At 50.0% G+C, this 21,381-nt stretch carries 11 protein-coding genes; 7 read left to right on the top strand and 4 right to left on the bottom strand.

Features of this window, described 5'->3' with window-relative positions:
* Nucleotides 1-11: 11 nt before the first annotated feature.
* The 6 genes from NEV57_RS13185 (at nucleotide 12) to NEV57_RS13210 (ending at nucleotide 9,982) form a co-directional block, all read left to right on the top strand.
* Nucleotides 12-1,688, top strand: a complete 1,677-nt coding sequence (locus NEV57_RS13185; protein WP_257658805.1) for a serine hydrolase domain-containing protein — start codon at nucleotides 12-14, stop codon at nucleotides 1,686-1,688.
* Nucleotides 1,689-1,907: 219 nt separating this feature from the next.
* The gene (locus tag NEV57_RS13190; protein ID WP_257658806.1) at nucleotides 1,908-2,288 is read left to right on the top strand and encodes a hypothetical protein; all 381 of its coding nucleotides are present in this window, start codon (nucleotides 1,908-1,910) and stop codon (nucleotides 2,286-2,288) included.
* Nucleotides 2,289-2,367: 79 nt separating this feature from the next.
* Nucleotides 2,368-6,702, top strand: a complete 4,335-nt coding sequence (locus tag NEV57_RS13195) for a CusA/CzcA family heavy metal efflux RND transporter (RefSeq protein WP_257658807.1) — start codon at nucleotides 2,368-2,370, stop codon at nucleotides 6,700-6,702.
* Nucleotides 6,702-7,838, top strand: a complete 1,137-nt coding sequence (locus tag NEV57_RS13200) for an efflux RND transporter periplasmic adaptor subunit (RefSeq protein WP_257658808.1) — start codon at nucleotides 6,702-6,704, stop codon at nucleotides 7,836-7,838. Before NEV57_RS13195 ends, NEV57_RS13200 begins: the two co-directional genes overlap by 1 nt.
* Nucleotides 7,839-7,965: 127 nt before the next feature.
* On the top strand, nucleotides 7,966-9,291 hold the full coding sequence (locus NEV57_RS13205; RefSeq protein WP_257658809.1) for a sensor histidine kinase: 1,326 nt from the start codon (nucleotides 7,966-7,968) through the stop codon (nucleotides 9,289-9,291).
* A 10-nt stretch (nucleotides 9,292-9,301) separates the two neighbouring features.
* Complete coding sequence (locus NEV57_RS13210) at nucleotides 9,302-9,982, top strand: response regulator transcription factor (protein ID WP_257658810.1); 681 nt, start codon at nucleotides 9,302-9,304, stop codon at nucleotides 9,980-9,982.
* An 88-nt stretch (nucleotides 9,983-10,070) separates the two neighbouring features.
* Here the strand turns inward: NEV57_RS13210 and NEV57_RS13215 are convergent, their stop codons facing one another.
* Nucleotides 10,071-12,818, bottom strand: a complete 2,748-nt coding sequence (locus tag NEV57_RS13215; RefSeq protein WP_257658811.1) for an outer membrane beta-barrel protein — start codon at nucleotides 12,816-12,818, stop codon at nucleotides 10,071-10,073.
* Nucleotides 12,819-13,036: 218 nt separating this feature from the next.
* On the opposite strand from NEV57_RS13215, the gene NEV57_RS13220 reads away from it, so the two are divergent.
* Nucleotides 13,037-14,014, top strand: a complete 978-nt coding sequence (locus tag NEV57_RS13220; RefSeq protein ID WP_257658812.1) for a glycosyl hydrolase family 18 protein — start codon at nucleotides 13,037-13,039, stop codon at nucleotides 14,012-14,014.
* Nucleotides 14,015-14,102: 88 nt separating this feature from the next.
* On the opposite strand, the gene NEV57_RS13225 is transcribed toward NEV57_RS13220, so the two are convergent.
* The 3 genes from NEV57_RS13225 to NEV57_RS13235 form a co-directional block, all read right to left on the bottom strand.
* On the bottom strand, nucleotides 14,103-15,731 hold the full coding sequence (locus tag NEV57_RS13225) for a SusD/RagB family nutrient-binding outer membrane lipoprotein (RefSeq protein WP_257658813.1): 1,629 nt from the start codon (nucleotides 15,729-15,731) through the stop codon (nucleotides 14,103-14,105).
* Between the two features lie 102 nt (nucleotides 15,732-15,833).
* Nucleotides 15,834-18,881: a SusC/RagA family TonB-linked outer membrane protein gene (locus tag NEV57_RS13230; protein WP_257658814.1), complete on the bottom strand. Its 3,048-nt coding sequence runs from the start codon at nucleotides 18,879-18,881 to the stop codon at nucleotides 15,834-15,836.
* A 924-nt stretch (nucleotides 18,882-19,805) separates the two neighbouring features.
* Nucleotides 19,806-21,377: a SusD/RagB family nutrient-binding outer membrane lipoprotein gene (locus NEV57_RS13235; RefSeq protein WP_257658815.1), complete on the bottom strand. Its 1,572-nt coding sequence runs from the start codon at nucleotides 21,375-21,377 to the stop codon at nucleotides 19,806-19,808.
* Between the last annotated feature and the right edge of the window lie 4 nt (nucleotides 21,378-21,381).

The raw sequence follows: 21,381 nt of genomic DNA on the forward strand, positions 1-21,381 counted from the left end.
AAAACAGGAAGATGATTCGAATGATATTGACGTTTCTGATTGCTTTGTTCGCATCGTGTAGCGTCGTCGCCCAACTGCGTGACAATGCTGCTGCCCGGGTCGATAGCTTGTTGATGGAATGGGACCACCCGGATATGCCGGGTTTGGCGGTGGCAGTGGTCCGTGATGGAAAAGTGCTGCTGAAGAAAACAGCCGGAATGGCAAATCTGGAGTACAAAATACCCATAACGGCCAATACTGTATTTACGGTAGCCTCCATTTCAAAACAGTTTACTGCCTATGCCATTGCACAACTGGTCATCCAGGAACGGCTGGGGCTGGAGGATGAAGTACATCAGTATATTCCCGAACTGCCCGACTATGGGCATCCGATTACCATCTTCAACCTGCTGACACACACCAGTGGACTGAAAGACCAATATGATTTACTTTACCTGGCTGGCTGGAAACCCGAAGACGTGATCAGTAATGCCGATGCGCTGGAGTTGATTTATCGACAGCAATCACTCAATTTTGAACCAGGAACGGCCTACCAATACAGCAATTCAGGCTATACCTTACTGGCATTGATCATCGAGCGGATCACCCACCAGCCCTTTGCATCCTGGTGCCGGGAACATATTTTCCTGCCGGCAAAGATGGACCATGCATTTTTCATCACCGATTTCCGGCAGTTGATCGCTAACCGGGCCGAATCGTATACCGTTACAGAGACAGGTTTCGCGCGTAGCCCAATCCAGTCGACCACAAACGGACCCAATGGGCTGCATGCAACGCTGGACGATCTGGTGGCCTGGACAGTTTTCCTCAATGACGCAGGTCGGCTGGATAACCGCATGCGTGAGCTGATTGAACAGGTGCCGAGCATGAGTGGAAAGACCGACAGCCTCCAACTGTTCTACGGGTTTGGTCAGGCCATCACGCAATACCGTGGGGAGAAACTGATCTGGCACGATGGATCGGACGCGGGATACCGTTCATATGTGGGGCGGTTTCCGGATCAACATACCGCGATCATCGTGCTGGGTAATCAGGAACGGATAGATCCCAAAAATATGGCTATGCAGGTAGCCGACGCTGTACTGGCCGATCAGCTGGATGCATCGAGTCCCACAGTACCCGCAACGCAGAAGAATATTGCACCTGTTTCGGTCGAAGAAGCGATTGAAGGGCAGTATGTATTGCCCGCCGGACAACAGCTGGAAGTATTTGTGATTGATCACAACATTTACGCACGGTTTGCGGGAGCCGACGGGTTCCAGTTGTTTCCTCAGGGAAAGGATAAATTCATAAACACCGAACAGGCCGTAACACTTTACTATCAAAAGCAGGGCAACGAAGACATAATTGCCTGGCAGAAGGGGAATAGCGAACCTGTACCGATACAGCAGTTGACCGATATAGACTTGAGCGCTTTTGAGGAATACCTGGGCACATATCGCTGCGATGATCTTGGTGTAAGGTATGCACTGGTGCTTCGCGGCAACCGGATTGGGTTAATACAACCGCGTAATACGTTTATCCCGTTGAAGCAAGTAGCAGGCGATGAGTTTGCAAGCGGATATTGGTGGCTCAAGCAGGTGCAGTTCCGGCGGGATACCGGCCATGCGATTGTTGGTTTTGACATCAATAACAGCCGGGCAAAGGGACTGCGGTTTGAAAAAGTAGATACCCTCCGGATTAATTAGCTGAACCATCCGATCTTCCCATCTGCTTGACAAGGTGCGTGGTATCTCATATTAACAGGGGTTAGTTTCCACCGTTGGCCGGGATGCTGATAGTCTGGTTGTGTGGAATCCCTTGGTAGCCACTCAAATAGATGGATAGTCGCGGTGAAATGTAACAAATAGGAGATTTAACAGGGTCGTTTGCAAATGATCCTGTTAAATCTTACTATTTTTGGCACGATGAAAAAAACGCTGGCGATTTTTTTCTTGTCTACTTACCTCTTGTCAACGACAGAGCTATTTCAGTTGTTGAAATTGCCCATATTGATTGAACATTTCGTAGAACATCAGGAACAGGATCACGGCATGTCTTTTTTGGGGTATCTGATCCATCATTATGGTGGACATGAACCTGATGCAGACTATGCGACCGATATGAAGCTGCCGTTTATGCAGCTGACGGACGGATTGGCGCTTTCAGCGAGCCTGACGCCGAATTTCGTCCATTTCCACTTTTCACACCTGGTTTTGCCACATGGCAAACCCTTATTCACCCATCAGGACGACGACCTCGTGTCCGCTTACCTCCGTTCCATCTGGCAACCGCCGAGACACAGTTAATCAGTTTCCCATATTAAGCCGAAACCCCACAGGGGCTGGGCATATTTTTCATGTAACTGACTGACTAACTAACGTTAACATGCTTAATTCGATTATTGAGTTTTCCGTAAGGAATAAACTCATCATCGGGCTATTTACATTAGCCCTGATTATATTTGGAACATACGAAGCCACTCGGCTGCCCATTGACGCGCAGCCCGATATCACGACCAACCAAGTGCAAGTGATTACGGTGGCTCCTTCCTTTGGTGCTGCCGATATCGAGCGGCTGGTTACTTTTCCCATTGAACAGGCGAACAGCAATATCAGCGGGATTGAGGAGATCCGCAGCTTTTCGCGGTTTGGCCTTTCGCTGGTGACAATCGTTTTTGACGATGATACCGATGTGTACTGGGCCAGGCAACAGGTAGCCGAACGGCTGCAACAGTTGCAAAGCGTCATCCCCGAAGAAATCGGCACACCTGAACTGGGACCGATTTCGACCGGCCTCGGAGAAATCTACCAGTATGTGGTTCGGCCCGAAAAGGGCTATGAAGACCGGTACGACGAAACGGAATTGCGCACCATTCAGGACTGGATTGTCCGGCGCCAGCTGCTCGGTGTAAAAGGGGTGGCGGATGTGAGCAGCTTTGGCGGTAAACTGAAGCAGTACGAGATCGCGGTCAACCCCAATCGGCTGCAAGCCTACGACCTTACCATCAACGATGTATTTGAAGCGCTGGAAAACAACAACCAGAATACAGGGGGTGCATACATTGAACGGGGACCGGCAGTATTGTTTATCCGCAGCGAAGGGCTGATCGGAAACGTGGCGGATATTGAAAATGTGGCCGTTTCATTTACGGGCAGCGGGACACCGATATTGATCAGGGATGTAGCCGAAGTAACCATCGGCTATGCCACCCGGTATGGCGCCATGACTTACAACGATGAAGGGGAGGTATCCGGTGCAATTGTGATGATGCTGAAGGGGGCGAACAGTAACGAGGTGATCAAAAATGTCAAAGAGCGCATCGAAACCATTCAGCAAACACTGCCTGAGGGTGTAGTCATTGAACCATTTCTGGACCGGACCAAAATGGTTAACAATACCATCAGTACGGTGAAGACCAACTTAATGGAGGGCGCGCTGATCGTAGTGTTCATCCTCGTACTTTTTCTCGGTAACTTCCGGGCAGGGTTCCTGGTGGCATCAGTCATTCCGCTTTCGATGCTGTTTGCCATTATTCTGATGAATATTTTCGGCGTGGGGGGCAACCTGATGAGCCTCGGCGCGCTGGATTTCGGACTGATCGTGGATGGCGCCGTCATCATCGTCGAGGCGGTCATGCATCAGCTGGCGCATCATAAAAAACTCGGAGTGCACCATCGGATTCCACCACATGAGATGGACATTCAGGTTAGCCGTTCGGCCTCCAAGATGGTAAACAGTGCGGTATTCGGACAGATCATTATCCTTATTGTATACCTGCCCATTTTTACCCTGGAAGGTATCGAGGGAAAGATGTTTAAGCCGATGGCACAGACCGTGGCGTTTGCACTGATTGGTGCATTTATTCTTTCACTCACCTACATTCCGATGATGAGTGCTCTTGTACTGGGTAAGCGGAAAAATAAAGGACCTAACTTTTCCGACCGGATGATGGCCCGCATAGAGCAGGTGCATCAACGGTACCTGATCAGGGCGTTGCGGATGCCAAAGACTATCATTGCCGTGGTAGTGGTGCTGTTTGTGGGGGCCGTGTTTACCCTCTCCAGGATGGGAGGCGAATTCATCCCCTCATTGGAGGAAGGCGATTTTGCTGTAGAAACACGTATTCTTCCAGGCAGTAATATCAATACGACCATTGAATACACCAATAAAGCTGCCCACATTTTAAAGACGCAGTTTCCGGAAGTGGAAAAGGTGGTGACAAAAATTGGCAGCGGCGAAATCCCGACGGAACCCATGCCGATGGATGCGGGTGATATGATTGTGGTATTAAAGCCGAAGAAGGAGTGGACATCGGCCGAGACATTTCCAGCACTTTCTGAAAAAATGAGTACTGCCCTGTCGGTATTGCCAGGGGTAACAGCTGGGTTCCAGTTTCCGGTGCAAATGCGGTTCAATGAACTGATGACAGGGGCCCGGCAGGATGTAGTCTGCAAAATTTTTGGTGAAGACTTGGATACGCTCGCCCGTTATGCCCAGCGGCTGGGCGCACTCATTGAACAGGTGGAAGGTACGGCCGATCTGTATGTAGAACAGGTAACCGGTATGCCACAGGTGGTCATCGAATATAACCGTGCGGCAATCGCCCGGAACAGGCTGGATATTGCCGCCATAAACCGGGTGGTGAATATGGCCTTTGCCGGACAGCGCGCGGGATTAGTATTTGAAGGAGAGCGGCGGTTCGGCCTGGTGGTACGCCTGGATGATACCAAGCGGTCTGACCTGGAAGATATCCGCAACCTGTTGATTCCCACACCTGCGGGTGTACAGATTCCGTTACACCAGCTGGCCACCGTCGACTTTAAAAACAGTCCGAATCAGATACAGCGTGAAGATGCCAAGCGGCGGATCGTGGTGGGCTTTAATGTGCGTGGCCGCGATGTACAAAGCATTGTGGAGGAGCTTCGCCGACGCGAGCGTGCCGAAATGGGTCTGCCGCCGGGCTATTATGTTACGTATGGGGGTACATTTGAAAACCTGGAGGAAGCCAAGGCGCGGCTCGGGATTGCTGTGCCGGTTTCGCTGGCACTGATCTTTCTGCTGCTGTTCTTTGCCTTTCGCTCGGTAAAACACAGCCTATTGATTTATACTGCAATCCCGCTTTCGGCTATCGGTGGTATTTATTTTCTGGCACTGCGGGATATGCCGTTCAGTATCAGTGCAGGAGTAGGGTTTATCGCGCTGTTTGGCGTGGCGGTACTCAATGGCATTGTATTGATTGCCGAGTTTAACCGGTTGAAAGCGCACGGTATGGTCAACACCACTCGGATTGCACTGATCGGCAGCCGGACCCGGTTACGTCCGGTGCTGATGACCGCTTTTGTGGCATCGCTGGGCTTTTTGCCCATGGCCATCAGTACAGGGTCGGGGGCAGAGGTCCAGCGGCCTTTGGCTACGGTGGTCATCGGTGGTTTGATGCTGGCTACCTTCCTAACGCTATTCCTTTTGCCAATCCTCTATATCCTATTCGAAAAGATAAAACTGCCCAAACGGAAATACCGCATGAACAAGCAACTGATCATTACGGCGGGTTTCCTTCTGCTGGGCAGTGGAGCGCTTGCTCAGACACCTATTACCCTGGCGCAGGCAATTGATACGGCGCTGGAAAACAATTTCCAATTAAAGCACAGCACCCTGCTGGCCACGTATCATGAGCAACGGCGGACGGGGTATGCCGAAGTGCCGCAAACCAATGTATCGGCGGAAATCGGCCAGCTGAATGGGCCCTTACGGGATGCCCGTATCGGGGTATCGCAAACCCTGGTCTTTCCTACAGTTTATGGACGGTATCGAAAAGTAGGCAATGCCCGATGGGAGGAGGCCGTTTTACAGCGCGATTTGGATGAAGTGACCGTGCGCCGGACGGTGACCGCAATTTTTTACCACATCCTCGTACTTCGTGAACAGGAACGGCTGTTGCTGCAGGCGGATAGCCTGTATGCTGGTTTCCTGAATATGGCCGGTCTTCGGTTGGAGGCAGGCGAATCCAATGCGATGGAAAAGGCTACGGCTGAGATCCAGCGGGAGCAATTCGCGGTGCAGCGTAACCAGTTGCAGAATGAAATTGATATTACCGCACTGCAATTGCAGCTGATGCTGAATACCCAAATACCTTATGAACCTCAGGCAGAGTCGCTCAAGGCAACGGTACATGAGCTGCCGGCTATTCCGGATGTCCGATTACACCCTGCAGCAAAATATGCCGAACAACGTATCGGCACTGCAAAGGCGGAATTAAAGCTGGAAAAATCGCGCTTATTACCCAGCATTACACTCGGGTATTACCGGCAGAGCCTGCGGGATATCCGGCCGCAATGGTTCGATATTGCGGAGGTGGGTGTCGGTATTCCGGTGTTTATGCGGGCGCAGAAAGCGCAGATCCGGGCCAGCACGACACAGCTGGCGATATCGGAAAACGAATATGCACGGGAAACGGCGCAGCTAACAACGGAATACCGGCAGATGCAGACGCAGTACCGGACACAGCTGGCCGTTGTCGACCGTTACGAGCAAAAGCAATTACCCAACGCCGAGCGTATCGTTGAAACTGCTGCACAGCAATTTGCCGCCGGGGAAATTGACTACCTGGGGTGGGTGATGCTCACAAACCAGGCTATTCAGGTGCAACGCGACTACGCCGAAGCCTTGCGCTTACTCAACGAATCCATTATTCAATTGAATTACCTTACGTCAAATAACTGATGAGAACAATACCCTTACTGTTTGCTGTCCTGTTGTGGGCAGGCTGCGGAAGTTCACAGAAACAGGAGTCTAATAACCCCACGAAACCTGAAAACAATGCCGGGGCCATTCACCTTTCGGATGCGCAGCTGGCATCTTTCAAACGAAATGAAGTACGGCTTGCGCGGAAAAACGTGCGGCGCACCGTCCGCCTGAATGGCAATGCCGACGTGCCTCCGCAAAACCGGGTGTCGGTATCGCATGCATTGGGCGGTTATGTCCGGAGCATCCACCTGTTACCGGGTAAACCTTTTCGCAAAGGGCAAGTGCTGGCCGTACTGGAAGACAACCAGTATATTCAACTGCAGCAAGATTACCTGATTGCAGCGGCCGAACTTGAGCGGGCAGGACTGAACTACGAACGGCAGCGCATGCTGAATGAAAATAAAGCATCGAGCGACAAGAATTTTCAGGCTGCAACGGCAGAGTATGAAACGTTGCGCATTACCTTGAGTGCCCTGCAGGAAAAGCTGCGGCTGATCGGTATCGATCCCAACAAGCTGACGGCAGCCAATATTACCCGACAGGTCCGCATTTATGCACCTTTTGATGGTGTGGTGGGCAATGTGCTGGTTAATCAGGGAAAATATGTGTCGCCTTCCGATGTGCTGTTTGAATTGATTAATCCCAGTGAAGTGCTGCTGGACCTGAGGGTGTTTGAAAAAGACTGGCCGCACATCGCAATAGGACAGGAGCTCACCGCATACACCAATGAACGTCCGGATCAGGTGCTGACCGGCGAAGTAGTGGCACGTGGCAGTCATATCAACAGCGATGGTACCGCTACAATACATGCTCGGCTGCGCAATCCGGATCAGGCGAATATCGCACCGGGTATGTATGTAAATGCCGTGTTGGAAACGATTAATAATGAGGTATATACGCTGCCGGAAGAGGCTCTAGTGTCTTTCGAAGGTACGTCCTATGCCGTAGAAGTGCTGGATAGTAATACGTTTAACCTGCTTGTTGTGCAGACCGGGATCGCGGATGAGGGTTTTGTGGAAATCGTGGACGGTGAAAGGCTGCGGGGGAAGACGTTTTTAGGTGAAGGTGCATACACAGTACTGATGGGAGTCAAAAATCAGGCGGAAGAATAAGCGTCTGATAACGTTTCGCTGATACATTTCAACGGACGCTAAGCGAATGTTAAATGTGTTAGCGAAATGTTAATTCCGGAATGGAATCCAATTTTAATGCGTATTATCGTCTGTCTGTTTTCTTGCTATGATCAACCGATGGATAAACAAATGGATTGATTTTCTCCGGGATCACACCTATATCATTACCCTGCTGATCTCGGTATCGCTGATTGGGTTGCTGTTCGTGCAGTTTAGTCTTGTCTCGCTGGAAATTGATCTCCAGCAGCGTGCATTTGACAAAGAGATTGATGAGGTGCTGCACGATATGCACAATTATATTGAGGATGACTCCCTATTGAGCGGACAACTGATCCGGTTGATGGCGAACGCCATACCGGACACGGTGGAACGCGGAGAGATTGCCGACAGTGTGATCAGCGAAGTGAAAAAATTTACCGACAGCCTGTTGCTGGCTAATAACATGTCGTACCTCGACTATGATGTGGGGTTTTACCAGCGTTACGAAGACACCATTGTGATCAGCTCCCAGGTGTTTCCCCATCAACCCGATTACCAGCGATACTCGGCACGTGCCGGCTGGCGGATCAAGGAGGCATTGGGCAAAGGCATGTTCCGTTTTGGGCTATTGTTTCACAACAAATTCCTGTTTGTCATTTTTCAGGTCTATTCCATCCTGATTATCATCGCCTTTTTTCTGTTGATTCTGGTGGGCAGTTTTTTCAGCACCCTGCTGCTGCTGAAGCGCCAGAAACAGCTGGCGCAGCTTAAAAACGATTTCATTAACAACCTGACCCATGAGCTGAAAACACCGATTTTCGCATCATCGGTGATCTTTAAAATCATCAATGAAAAAATGGGGCAGTTCAGTAATGATGAGCTGAGTTATCACCTGAAGCTGCTCGAAAAAGAAAATAACCAGCTTAAAAATAAAGTAGATAAGGTACTGGAGCTAACCGTGCTGGAAAGTGAGACCCCCAAGCTGGATCTCCGTGCACTCGACGTACATGAGGTTGTCCACCAGAAATCGTCCATGTACCAGGTACTTGTCGAGGAGAAAGGCGGGCGCATCAGTTACGATTTGCAGGCAAAACACACGACCATCATGGGCGACACGATGCATATTGGCAATATCCTGGATAACCTACTGGATAATGCGATCAAGTATTCGGACAAGCAGCTTGATGTTCGGATATCGACAGTTAATGTGGATGACACACTGGTACTGAAGATCAGCGACAGGGGAATGGGCATCGGAAATAATGAACTGAACGCGGTGTTTGAAAAATTTTACCGCGTAAGCCATGGAAACCTGCATCAGACAAAAGGTTTTGGACTGGGACTCAGTTATGTGAAATCGGTGGTGGATCTGCACAATGGGAAAATAACGCTGGAAAGCAGGCCGGGGGCAGGCAGTATATTTATGATCACGCTGCCGCTCCATCACCAATAACACCAAAACAATGAACGCACCGAGAATATTGTTGGTAGAAGATAACCAGACGCTGGGTTACGCATTGAAAACTTACTTGGAGATGCATCATTTCCGCGTAACCCTGGAGCCGGATGGGGTAAAAGGGAAAACAGCGTTTCTCAGCCAGTCGTTCGATATTTGCATACTGGATGTGATGATGCCGGAAATGGATGGATTCACCCTTGCGGAAGAAATCAAGAAAATAAATCCGGACATGCCTATGGTGTTTTTAACAGCCCGGACCATGAAGATTGATAAATTGCAGGGTTTCCAGAAAGGTGCGGATGATTACATTGTGAAACCGGTGGATGAAGAGGAACTGATTGCGCGGATCCGGGCAATCCTGCGTCGCGCGCATCCATCACCGCAACGGATGGCAACATATACCATCGGAACGTTGCAGTTCGACCTGAATAGCCGAAGGTTACTCTCGGAAACAGACAGCGTAGTACTTACCGAGAAGGAGGCAGAACTGTTGCGTATGCTCTGTGAAAAGAAAAACCAATTACTCGACCGCAAGGTGGCCCTGTTGGAGCTTTGGGGAAAGGTCGATTATTTCAACCGCCGCAGCATGGATGTGCACATGGCAAAATTGCGTAAATACCTTGCATTGGATGCGAAGGTATTACTTACCAATGTGCACGGCAAGGGCTATATTCTGGAAGATTGATAGAGTAGCAGACTTTTTGGTTCACTATTTTCATGCTGTGAATCCCCATGATGGAAATCAATATAACGGCATGACGGTGAATCGATCCTTAATTATTATACAGTTCCTCATAGTCCTTCATGGTTGTGCCACGTGAGAAATGCCGGATGTTATAAGTGAAAGATAGCATCACGTACCGTTGCAATACATTGGAGCGGGAATCTTCGATATAGGTTTCAGTGATGTCCCGCTGGATATTATTATTCTGCGCAAACAGGTCGTAAACGTTAACACTAATTTCACCCCGTTCGTTTTTCAGGATTTTTTTACCCAGGGCCATGTTCACGAGAAATATGCTGTTGTCATACCCTTCAGACAGGCCGGTATTAAACTGGTGGTTGATGTCCAGCCGATACACGAGATTCTGCCACATGATCCAGTTATAATTGAGGCGGGTAGTCTGGTTAAAGTAATTGTTGCTAAGTGCCGGCCGCAGTGAATTCTCCACGGTGTTATAGGCGGACCGGGTCCACAGGTTAAAATCGATACGATCGCTGATATTGCTGCTCAGCGACAGACCGCCGCTGTATCGCGTAGTGTTAACGAAGTTGACCTCCTCATTAATCATTCCCGGGCTGTGGGTATAGCTGATGCCGCCATGGACGTTGAAATTGGAGGAGATAACATGCAACGGTTTGCCCCAGTTGAAATAAGAGCGCAGGTCCCAGTACCCGTCGAGGTTGACCGGCCGTGAAAGCTGTGAGCCGCGCTCGAGAATAATGCCGTCGGCTATCTCGATAGGCTCTTCGGCGATGAGGGTGCTGGTTACCACATTGTTGTCAGTAAGGGACGACATCACCATGCCAAAAAAACTGCGTTCGGTTTTCGGATTGTAGCTGCGGTAACGCAGTCGGAACCGATTGCTGTACGATTGCTGCAGGTTGGGGTTTCCGGTCTCAAGCTGCAGTGGGTTGGAGTTGTCAATTACCCCCTGCAGGTCTTCCACGGATGGGGCATTGGTGCGCGCATCATAGTCAAATTCCAGGTTTTTGGTGTCGCTGAACTTGTAGTCGATCCGCACGGAAGGCAGGATGCTTTTGAAAGCGCGCTCCAGCATAAACGGACTGGGAAATTCCTGGTCATTCTTAAGCTTGGCGTGCTGAAACTCGGCCTCGGCCTGCATCCGGAACCGTTCCCGCGCGTACTGGTAGCCGATTTCTGCTTCCTGCGACAGGTACCTGCTGTTAAAGACGTTGCTCAGTGCAGTATCGAGGCGCCTGATACCCGCCACCATTTCCCCCGCATCGTCGATGTTGTAAGTGCGTTTATCGGAATCATCGATATCATTGCCGATTTCGTATTCAAACTCCATCATGCTGTGTTTTCCGACCGGTTCGGTATAGGAGGCGTTGGCTTCCCAGGAAAATCCCCGATGGCTGCGCAGGTTATTCTGATTGAGGATTTCCGTCCGGTCGGTTTCGTTATAGTAAATATTCTCGGCCTCGCGATCCTCGTCGTCCTCATTCCGGTAGTTGCCCGTATGGAGTCCCACGGTCAGGCTTCGCCCCTTTTTACTGAACTTACGGCTGTAAAAGAGCCTGTTGTTGATGTCAAATTCCGTGTTGTTGGCAAAAAGCCGGTTTTCGGTCTGGTTAAGCGGACCGCTGGCGGTTACCGTATTGCCGGTAAAAAAGGAATTCTCCCGGTCGGACTCCGCTGAGATATTCGGCCGGAACAGGATCCGGTTGTTGCTGTCGATGTTATATTCAAAACGCATGTTGAACCGGTGATCCATGTTCCGGCGGGTGTTGTTGCTCGACTCGGAATAGACCTGTCCGTCGGCATCGGGAAGAATGTAGTCACGGACAAGCGATTCTTCGCCGAAGTTTTTCCGGTGGTTGAACAGGTAACTGGCATTGATTTCAACTTTTTTACCCCAGTCGTCACTGAAATTAATCCCGATCCGGTTGGTATTGATGATGCCATTCTGCGGGCGGCTTTCGCTCCGGCTGTTGGGGTCTGCTGAGTAATCGGTAGCGTTGATGTTGTTGCTCAACCCGGTAACCGTGATCCGCTGGTCTTCGTTGAATGCATTGACACTGGCACCAGCCATGTAGCGGTCGTCATTGCCATAACCTACGGTCGTTTTTCCGAACAGGCCTTTTCGACTGTTGGGCTTGGTAATGATATTGATGGTTTTTTCCCGCTCACCGTCGTCGAACCCGCTGAGTTCCGCCTTGTCGCTGAGTTTGTCGTAAATCTGGATGCTCTGAATTACCTCGGCGGGTAAGTTCTGCAGGGCAGCTTTTACGTCGGTACCAAAAAATGGCTTGCCGTCGACCAGAATCTGTACAATTTGCTCACCCTGGGCTTGCAGATTGCCGTCCTCTGAACCGATACCCGGCATTTTTTCAATCAGGTTCTGTGCACTGGCATCTTTCATCGTCTGGAACGCACCGGCATTGAATTGCATGGTGTCACCCTTTTGCTCGCCCATCGGCGGGCGGATATTGATGGTCACCTCGTCAAGTGCGGTAGCGGATTCCATTAAATACAGTATGCCAACGTCGGTATTTTGGGTCAGCGCAACGGCGTGGTCCATGGGCTCATATCCCAGATACTGTATGCGGATCAAATAGCTGCCGGATGGGATGTCTTCGAAATAGAAGCTACCGTCGGCACTGGTGATGGTTTCCTGCATCAGCAGGGAATCCGGTTCATTCAGCAATAAAACGGTGACATTGGGAAATGCATGGTCTTCGACATTGTCATGAATGGTACCATTGATGCTATACTGTTGTGAAAAGACCTGGTTAAGGCAGAGAAAGAAAAAAAGTGCACAGATAAAGCGTTTCATGTAACGGAAGTGTTTTAGTATCAATACAAAATAAGTAAAAATTTTGGCAGGGTAGGGCGAAGCAAACGTTAAGGGGACTTAATGGAATGTTAAAAATGTTAACAGCTTGTTAAGTTAGGAAGGGAATAGGAGCGTAACCGGCTGTCAATACAACACCTGAATCGAAATTATTATTATCTTCACCTGAATAAACAGATAGCCCTTATCAACTGACAATTATGAAAACACGACTATTTTTAGCGCTGCTCGCCGGGGTATTGCTTTCCGGTGCCGTTACGGCGCGGCAGACACATTCAAAATCCGATTTCCGGATCGTGGGTTATTACCCGCTGCGCTCCGCAATGACAGCGGACCCAAAGACAGTACCTTTCGATCGGGTCACCCATATCAACTTGTCATTTCTCAATCCCGATACGTTGGGGAATTTCACGCAGGACCTCTCACCGCTGTTGCCTTTTATCCGGGCGGCACACGCCAAGGGAGTTAAAGTACTGGCTTCCATTGCCGGCGGCGGCCGGCATGAATATTACCATGCGCTGCTACGTGACGATAACCGGGCACGGTTTATCAACGACCTGCTGCTGATCGCCCTGAAATACGACCTGGATGGCATTGATGTGGATATCGAAGGCAGTGATATCGACGAGAACTATGAAAAATTTGTAGTAGGGCTGGCGAGTGTACTAAAGCCGCGTGGTAAGCTGGTGACCGCCGCAATTGCCGTGTTTTACAAAGATCAGTTCACCGACCATGCACTGGCACAATACGATTTTGTGAACCTGATGAGCTACGATCATACCGGACCATGGACGCCGGAAAAGCCCGGACCGCATTCCACGTATGAACATGCCGTTGCCGATCTGGATTACTTTTTAAATGAACGGCATATACCCAAAGAAAAGATGGTGCTTGGTGTCGGGTTTTATGGATATGGCTTTGGACCGGAACTCAATTCGCCCGCTAAAACAATGGTATTCCGCGATATTCAGGCCCAGTTTCCCGGATCGGAATTGCTGGACGAACAGAAACTATCCGACGGTGCCACACTCTATTACAATGGCATCCCTACCATTAAACGTAAAACCAACCTGGCGAAAGCGCGCGCGTCGGGTGTAATGATCTGGCAGTTATTGCAGGATGCGCCCGGGAAAAATTCGTTGCTTCATGCAATTAATGAGGAAGCATATGGGAGGTAGTAGAAAAGTAATCCTGATGGAGTGACATCCTGATCAAAAAAAGGGGCCGCCTTTTTAGGCGGCCCCTGCTGGTGTTTAGTGAGTCGTACTAAAAGCTTTTGTCTTCCACATCCCACCACAGACGAGTACCGCCATTGTCAGGACCGCCGAGCAGATCAACCGCTGCGTTGACAGCAGCACTGTTGCTATTGTATTCACGCTGGGAGTATTTCATCCGGCGGATACCGATTTCGGTATCGATCTGTCCGTTGCTGTAGTTGAGCACCACAGGGAACTGGATGGGGTATCCTGTGCGCCGCTGTTCAGCCCAGGCCTCATCACCGTCGGGGAAAATAGCGAGCCATTTCTGGGTAATGATGCGTTCCAGCTTTTCATCGTTTGAAGCTGCTTCGTCCCACTTGATGGTTACCGTGCTCAGGTAAGGAGAGCCTTCCGGAACGTCGTTTTCTCCGGGCTCGATCGCCTTGGGATCGACGTACGCTGCCGGGGTTTTGGTGTCATCATTGAGGTAAGCGGTTAGTTCTCCACTAACGCCGTACATCTCGAAGGACTTGGCAATTCCGGTTTCGTAGTTTGTCTTGGCGTCGCCTGCGTTGGCCCAGCCGCGCAGTGCCGCTTCAGCTTTCAGGAACCAGGCCTCCGAAGCAACCATCAGCTGCATACGCTTCGAGAGGGGTTGCATTTTGGAGTAATTATCATACCGGCTTTTCTCATCGATCTGGATGCCACCGCGGATACCTTTGTATTGGCCTGCAACAACCGGATCAGTAGCTGGCCGGAATAATTTCGGTAGACGGGGATCATCATATCCCACCAGGTGGGACTCAAGTTCCGCTGCCATCCGGGTGTCGCTCCACGAATCCGTAATGGTGGTGAGCGGATGGTCACCACTCAGTGCTACACTCCAATTATCCGCTACATCTTCCAGTAATCCACCGTTGGCAGGATCCAGCGCTTTTTCTCCCTGTGTGCGGGCGAGTTCGGGATCTACTTTCGATAAGCGCATCGCCAGTCGAAGCCGGAGGGTGTTAGTTACCTTGAGCAGGTGCGTGTAATTGTCGCCGGTATAACCGATATCGGACAGTGACATGGCCGTAGATACCGGCGTGTCTTCCTGCTTCAGTTCCTTAAAAATATTCATCGCCGTATCCAGGTCCGCAAAATACGCATTGAACAGCTCCGGCTGGGCATCGTATGCCACACCGCCGGTTTCGTTGGGCTTATTGTACTGGGTATAGATGATCGGGCCGAGCTTGTCACTTACCCGGTGCATGGACGCTACCCGTAGCAGTTTGGAAAACGCAAAGATGTCCTGCAGCGATTCGTTACTCCGCGTACTTTGCGATACACGCTCCAGCGGGCTCATGTTTAAAATGTAATGATTGTCCCAGACAGCGTCGGTCCATACCGGAACGATCCGATACGTGAGGTTGTTTGAATTTCCCTCAAATTGAGCCTCTATGGCTAAATAGCCGGCATAAGCATCACTGGCCAGGTTGTTGGCCAGCTGGTAATTACCTGTCGCCTCGTAAATGACGTTCCGCTGTGCCTGTGCCAGGAATGACCGGATCAGGGTATAATCCGCGTTGGCTTCCTCATCCGTTACCCCTCCCGGGTTGGTGTTCAGGTCTTCGAAGTTTTTTGTACAGCCGGCAGCACCGATAAGCAGTGCCGCTACCGCCATAGTCGGGAACCATTTGGATCCCTTGATTCTCATATATTTTTTCATCTGATAATTATTCTATATTGGCAATGAAGCCCGCATGAGTATATGTTCTTTTTGAGTGGTTACTCGTGCAAGTTTCATCGTCTTAAGCAATTAGAAGGATACGTTCAATGTTAAACCAAACTGCCGGGTAGTCGGTAAACCGAAGGCATCGAGTCCTTGTCCGCCAACACCGGTTGTGGTGTTTAACTCCGGATCATATGGTGCATCGTTCCGGAAGAAGAACAGGTTACGTCCGGTAAGTGATACGCGTGCCTGTTGGATACCGTCCCACTGAATTGGCAGGCGGTAGCTCAGCGCAACCTCACGCAGCCTGATATTGGTGGCATTGTATACCTGGCCTTCGATGATACCCTCACGGTTACCTACACCCTGATAGTATTCCTGTGTCGGCAACAGCCCTTGCCAAGGAGTTCCGTCAGCCAATACAGCCGGAATATTCAAACCACCTGCATCGCGGGCATCAGCACTCCGCTGGCTGTAACCAAAAGAGTTCAGGAAACCTTCGGTTACACTGATCACCTGTCCGCCGAAACGGCCGTCAATCGTCATGCTAAGCGACAGGTCGCCATAGCTAAACGTGTTATTCCAGCCGATAAGTGATTTCGGGTTATTGTTGCCAATGTAGCCGGGGCCGCCATTCTGGGGTGCTCCGTTTTCATCGACGATGATGGTTCCGTTTTCGTCACGCAGGAAGGTAGCCGCCCAGAAATCGCCGAATGAACCGCCGACGCGCAGGACGTTATAGTTGCCACCGATGTCGTAGCGTTCACCTAGGTTGGGGGCTAATTCGACGATCTTGTTGCGGTTCATGGTAAAGTTGGCGCCGGTATTCCAGGTGAATTTCTCACCGCGGAAGATATCGGCTCCCAAAGCCACTTCAAGTCCTTTGTTCTCCACATTACCCGCGTTCAGGAACACGGTGGTATTTACTACACCGACCGGTCCCTGATATTCAAAGTACTGGTCTCTGGTGTTGGTTTTGTATAACGCCACATCCAGGTTAATCCGGTCATTCCAGAAACGACCCTCGTAGCCCAGTTCATAGCTCTGCTGGATTTCCGGTTTCAACGGTAACCCTAAATACGGACCGGAAACATTTGGCGTTAGGATACCGGTGGCTAGTCCGTTAATTGGATTCGTAGCGTAGATGCCTACGTCATTTCCCACTTGAGCAAAGGAGAACCGCAGCTTACTGTAGGTTACGAAATCAGGCAGGTCCATGATTTCAGACAGCACGCCGGTAACACCCGCTGACCAGTAGAAATATCCTTTGTCTGATGCAGGAGTGAATGCCAGTGTGGATGCCCAGTCGTTACGTGCGGTTGCATCAATATATACTTTGCCTTGGAAACCGATGTTGGCCGAAGCAAATAGGGATTGGATCTGGCGTCTGTTAATGGTCTCTGTCAGGTTGTCCAGCGGCTGGTCACGGTAAAGGTTGCTCAAAAGGAATTTATTGGCTACTACAAGACGCCGTGCATCAAGGTTCCAGCTTTCGGAACGCTCGTCATTGATAGATGTTCCTGCGGTAAAGTTTAATTCCCAGTCATTCCACTGGCGGTTACCGCTTAGGAGGAAATCCCCGTACATAGCGGTGCTTTCCCCGGCGTTACGTTGGTAACGACCGTTGTCATTCAATACGCCGTCGATGGGCCGTCCACCGACAACTCCCTGCGTTCCGGCATAGGAGCGGCGCTCCCACGTATCCCAGCGTTTATTCAGGGTACCTCGGGCACTTGCCGTCAGCCAGTCAGTCAGTTTGAAGCTCAGTTGTGCCTGGCCAATGATGTTATTACGGGTCTGATCGTTCGGGTTCCGATTCAGGATCCAGTACGGATTCTGGGTGTTGTGGTTGCCCGTCAGTTGATTGTCGTAGTTGATGTTATACCAGTTCTGGAGATTCAGGTTCCGGCTTCCGGAGAAATATTCGAAGTTATCCCTGAATTCATTGAAGTCCAGTCCGCGTGGGAACATATACAGGCCGGTTAACGGACCGAAGTACAAGCCCGAAGAAGGCCGGTTGTGGACTTTTTGATTAGAATACATCAGGCTTCCGTCGAAAGACAAGCGGTCGTCGAAGAACTTGGTAGAGTTACGGAATGTGGCAGAATGCTGTCCGAATTTACTCGTAGGGAGGATCCCTTTGTTAGTCGTATTTCCGTACGAGAAATAGTTCTGCATTTTGTCGGTACCCCCGCTCAGGCTAACGGAGTTCATCAGGGTTGTTCCGAGGTCAAAGAAATCGGCCACGTGATCGTTAAATGATCCTTTTGCACCCCAGCTATCTTCGGCGCCGGGAGTAGTCTGCCCATAGCTGAACTGCAATTCAGGTAGATAGAAGGCCTGATCGATGGATACGCCGCTGGAGATATCGATGCGTGTACGGCCGGCTGCACCTTTCTTGGTGGTGATCATGATGGCCCCATTGGCACCCTGACTTCCGTATAACGCCGAAGCTGAAGCACCTTTCAGTACGTTGATGCTGGCGATATCTTCCGGGTTCAGTGTGCTGAGGATGTCACCGCGGTCAGTGTCCCCGCCAAAGGCGCCGGAAGTACCACTGCCACTTGTGTTAGTGATGGGCAATCCGTCAATCACGTACAGCGGTTGGTTGTTGCGATTGGATTTGAAACCACGCAGGACAATGTTTACGGATCCACCGACACCGGAGGAACTCCGGTTGATCTGCAGACCAGATACCTTGCCGGTCAGGTTATTCATCGGGTTGGCATCTTTTACACGCGTTAACTCGTCGCCTTTTACCACTTGTGTAGAGTACGTGAGGCTTTTTGATTTCCGCTCGATACCCAATGCCGTTACCACGACTTCATCCAGATTAGTGGCGTCTTCCTCAAGCGTTACGTTGATGGAAGTCTGGCCGTTAATCGGCACTGTCTGGCTTACGTAGCCAATGTTGGTAAATGTCAATGATCCGTTACCGGGCGCATTAATGGAGAAGTTTCCCTCCTCGTTGGTGGCTGTTCCCTGGCCGGTTCCGGCTACCATTACCGATACGTTCGGCAGTGGCGCGTCGTCCTGGCCCGAAACGTGCCCGGTTACGGTGATGCCCTGGGCCAGCACGTAGTACGTACTGCTCAGAAGCAGACACATTAATAGAAAAAATTGCCTTTTTTTCATGTTGTTAATAGTTATTTAGGGGTTAAAAAAATAAGCAGTACAAGAATCATTTCCACACAACCACCAATTATGGCAGCCGCCGGACAACAATAAACCACATGGGTTTATGGCTAAACCTTAACAACTTGTAACAGCAGTTAATGCTGTACAGCAGCTGTTTTGATATAAGAAATGATTAGGGAGTATAGTATCTGGAAGTAATTTGCTTCCCTGTTAAGATGATGTCGGGCCAATTTTGCCTCGTTCTTTAAATCGGAATTTCGCCTCGGAAAATACGTAATAATTCATCATGTGTGCGTTTACCACTTGTGTTAGTTGTTGTTTACTTATCCATCGGCGTGTGTTGGTTTGCTATTTTCGATTTAGCAAACCGGTTAGGGGACGTGCATTTCCCCTGTTTTTCATGTGTGCGCCGTGCTATGTTGATTAGCGGGGCTAATGTAGGAAAGGCTATTTGTATTTGCAAACAAAGTCATTGGAATTTTTAAGCAACGTTTTTGTTGCAAGACATTAGGTGTTGATTAAGAGTGGGTTAATTTTTATTGGTGCTGATTAGCAAATGACAATAGGTGATTTAATGTAATATGTACGATTAAGCAACGGCATGATTTCGTATTAAGTTGTTCGAGTATTGTTCGAGTATTGTTCGGCTGCTGTTCGAGTAGTCTTCGAGTGTGCTTCGGGACTTGCTCGGGATTCGTTCGACTCGGCTTCGGGGCCGCTCCGAGTGCAACCGTTTGCATTTCGAAGAGCTTCGAAGCGTCCCCGAAGAAATGCCGACGGAATCTCGAAGGGAAGTCATTCAAACCTCGAAGAGTGTCCGATGCCGGCCGCAAGGTTCTCTTGTATCCAGCGGTGAGGTTGCAAATAAAAAGCCCCCACATCATAGACATGGGGGCTTTAGTGATTCTGGATAGATAGATATTAATTATCTTTCATCCAATAGAAAGTAACATCCTCGTCATCACGACCAAGGTATTGCACGGCTTGCGCATACCCGGCAGGTGTTGCATTTACAACCTGTACTACCGGATAAGTTAAACGTTTAATAAACGTACCCAAAGGCAATAATGGGTTCTGCGGGTCCATGATGTGGTATTGCTTCGGATATCCGGTACGACGGATTTCACTCCATCCTTCGGTTCCCTCAGGCCACATGGCGATCCATTTCTGCGTGATGATTTTCTCCAGTTTGGTCTCGAAACCCGCTCCTTCGTCCCATTTTACCGTTACGTTTGATAAGACTGGAGCGCTATAATTGGCCGTTTTCGGATCAACATATGGAAGCATGGTACTAGTACTTTGTAGGTATTGGTCCGCGCCGGATACACCATTTTCTTCGATGGATACCCGGATTCCCTGTTCATAAAACTCTTGAGCGGTGCCGCCCATATTGAATCCCCTTAACGCGCCTTCGGCACGAAGGAAATAACTTTCGGCAACATCCATAACGGTAACAGGATCTGTTAACTGAAAGTTGGGTAGCGAGAAGTTTACATAAGTATCCTTTGCCGGGTGTTTACCTCCCGGTCGGATGCCGCGGTATTCGCCATTCAATGCCGGATCTGTAGCGGGACGCGCATAAGCCGGTAAACGGGGATCACCAAAGCCGTCCATGTAGCTAATAATAGCAGCGGACATCCGGGTATCACTCCAGGCATCACGCATGGTTACATAGGCATTTCCTGCAGGGTTGGTGACACCAAAAGAACCAACTGTTTCATCCAGCAGTCCACCGTTTGCTGGATCGATCGCTTTTTCAGCTTCTGTCTTCGCTTGTGCGGCGTCGACAGCAGAAATACGGATGGCCAACCGGAGCCGCAGGGTATTGGCGGCCTTAATCCAGCTCGTATACTCGCCCTTGAGTGTGGAATTATCCCACCGTTTAAAACGAGTGACGTCTGCATCGGGATTCGCTGCTTCGGCTGCCTGGAGCGCGGCTACTGCCCAATCCAAATCCTTAAAAAACAATGCATAACACTCTTCCGGTGTGTTAAATTTTGGTTCCGCCGTTAATCCGTATTCTTCATACGGATAAGGTCCGAACGTGTCGACTAAGCGATGTCCGCCGAATACCTTAGCGATGAGCGCAATGGCATACAAATCGGGATATTTCTCCTGGATATTATTTTTATACATCGCCACCCAGTTGTTCATTACACTATTTGTGGTAACGGTCCAGGACCCCGGCCATCGACCCCTAGTGTTATACGTTAGCGTATTCACATTGCCGGTAAATTCTCCGGGGGGCTCTAAATAGCCCGCGTACGATTCCGCCTGCAGGTTTTGCTGGGTTTGTACGGAGGTAGTGATACTAACGATGTTATTCATCATCGAAGGAAGCAGGAAGCCCCCCTCATTGGCGTCGTAAGACAGGCCCTGATCGGAGATGTGTTTTTGGTTTTTGTTCAACCCCTCAAAATCTTCGGTACAGGCCTGTGTGGCCAACACCGCCAGGGCCAACCACAACGCTTTGGATTTTATTTTTTGATTCATGATC

The organism is Parapedobacter lycopersici (genome assembly GCF_024643285.1).
GTDB classification, from domain to species: Bacteria; Bacteroidota; Bacteroidia; order Sphingobacteriales; family Sphingobacteriaceae; genus Parapedobacter; species Parapedobacter lycopersici.

What these genes read in the sequence shown, in the direction of transcription:
- NEV57_RS13185 (WP_257658805.1), top strand. Translation starts at nt 12, where the DNA reads ATGATTCGAATGATATTGACGTTTCTGATTGCTTTGTTCGCATCGTGT.
- NEV57_RS13190 (WP_257658806.1), top strand. Translation starts at nt 1,908, where the DNA reads ATGAAAAAAACGCTGGCGATTTTTTTCTTGTCTACTTACCTCTTGTCA.
- NEV57_RS13195 (WP_257658807.1), top strand. Translation starts at nt 2,368, where the DNA reads ATGCTTAATTCGATTATTGAGTTTTCCGTAAGGAATAAACTCATCATC.
- NEV57_RS13200 (WP_257658808.1), top strand. Translation starts at nt 6,702, where the DNA reads ATGAGAACAATACCCTTACTGTTTGCTGTCCTGTTGTGGGCAGGCTGC.
- NEV57_RS13205 (WP_257658809.1), top strand. Translation starts at nt 7,966, where the DNA reads ATGATCAACCGATGGATAAACAAATGGATTGATTTTCTCCGGGATCAC.
- NEV57_RS13210 (WP_257658810.1), top strand. Translation starts at nt 9,302, where the DNA reads ATGAACGCACCGAGAATATTGTTGGTAGAAGATAACCAGACGCTGGGT.
- NEV57_RS13215 (WP_257658811.1), bottom strand. Translation starts at nt 12,818, where the DNA reads ATGAAACGCTTTATCTGTGCACTTTTTTTCTTTCTCTGCCTTAACCAG.
- NEV57_RS13220 (WP_257658812.1), top strand. Translation starts at nt 13,037, where the DNA reads ATGAAAACACGACTATTTTTAGCGCTGCTCGCCGGGGTATTGCTTTCC.
- NEV57_RS13225 (WP_257658813.1), bottom strand. Translation starts at nt 15,731, where the DNA reads ATGAGAATCAAGGGATCCAAATGGTTCCCGACTATGGCGGTAGCGGCA.
- NEV57_RS13230 (WP_257658814.1), bottom strand. Translation starts at nt 18,881, where the DNA reads ATGAAAAAAAGGCAATTTTTTCTATTAATGTGTCTGCTTCTGAGCAGT.
- NEV57_RS13235 (WP_257658815.1), bottom strand. Translation starts at nt 21,377, where the DNA reads ATGAATCAAAAAATAAAATCCAAAGCGTTGTGGTTGGCCCTGGCGGTG.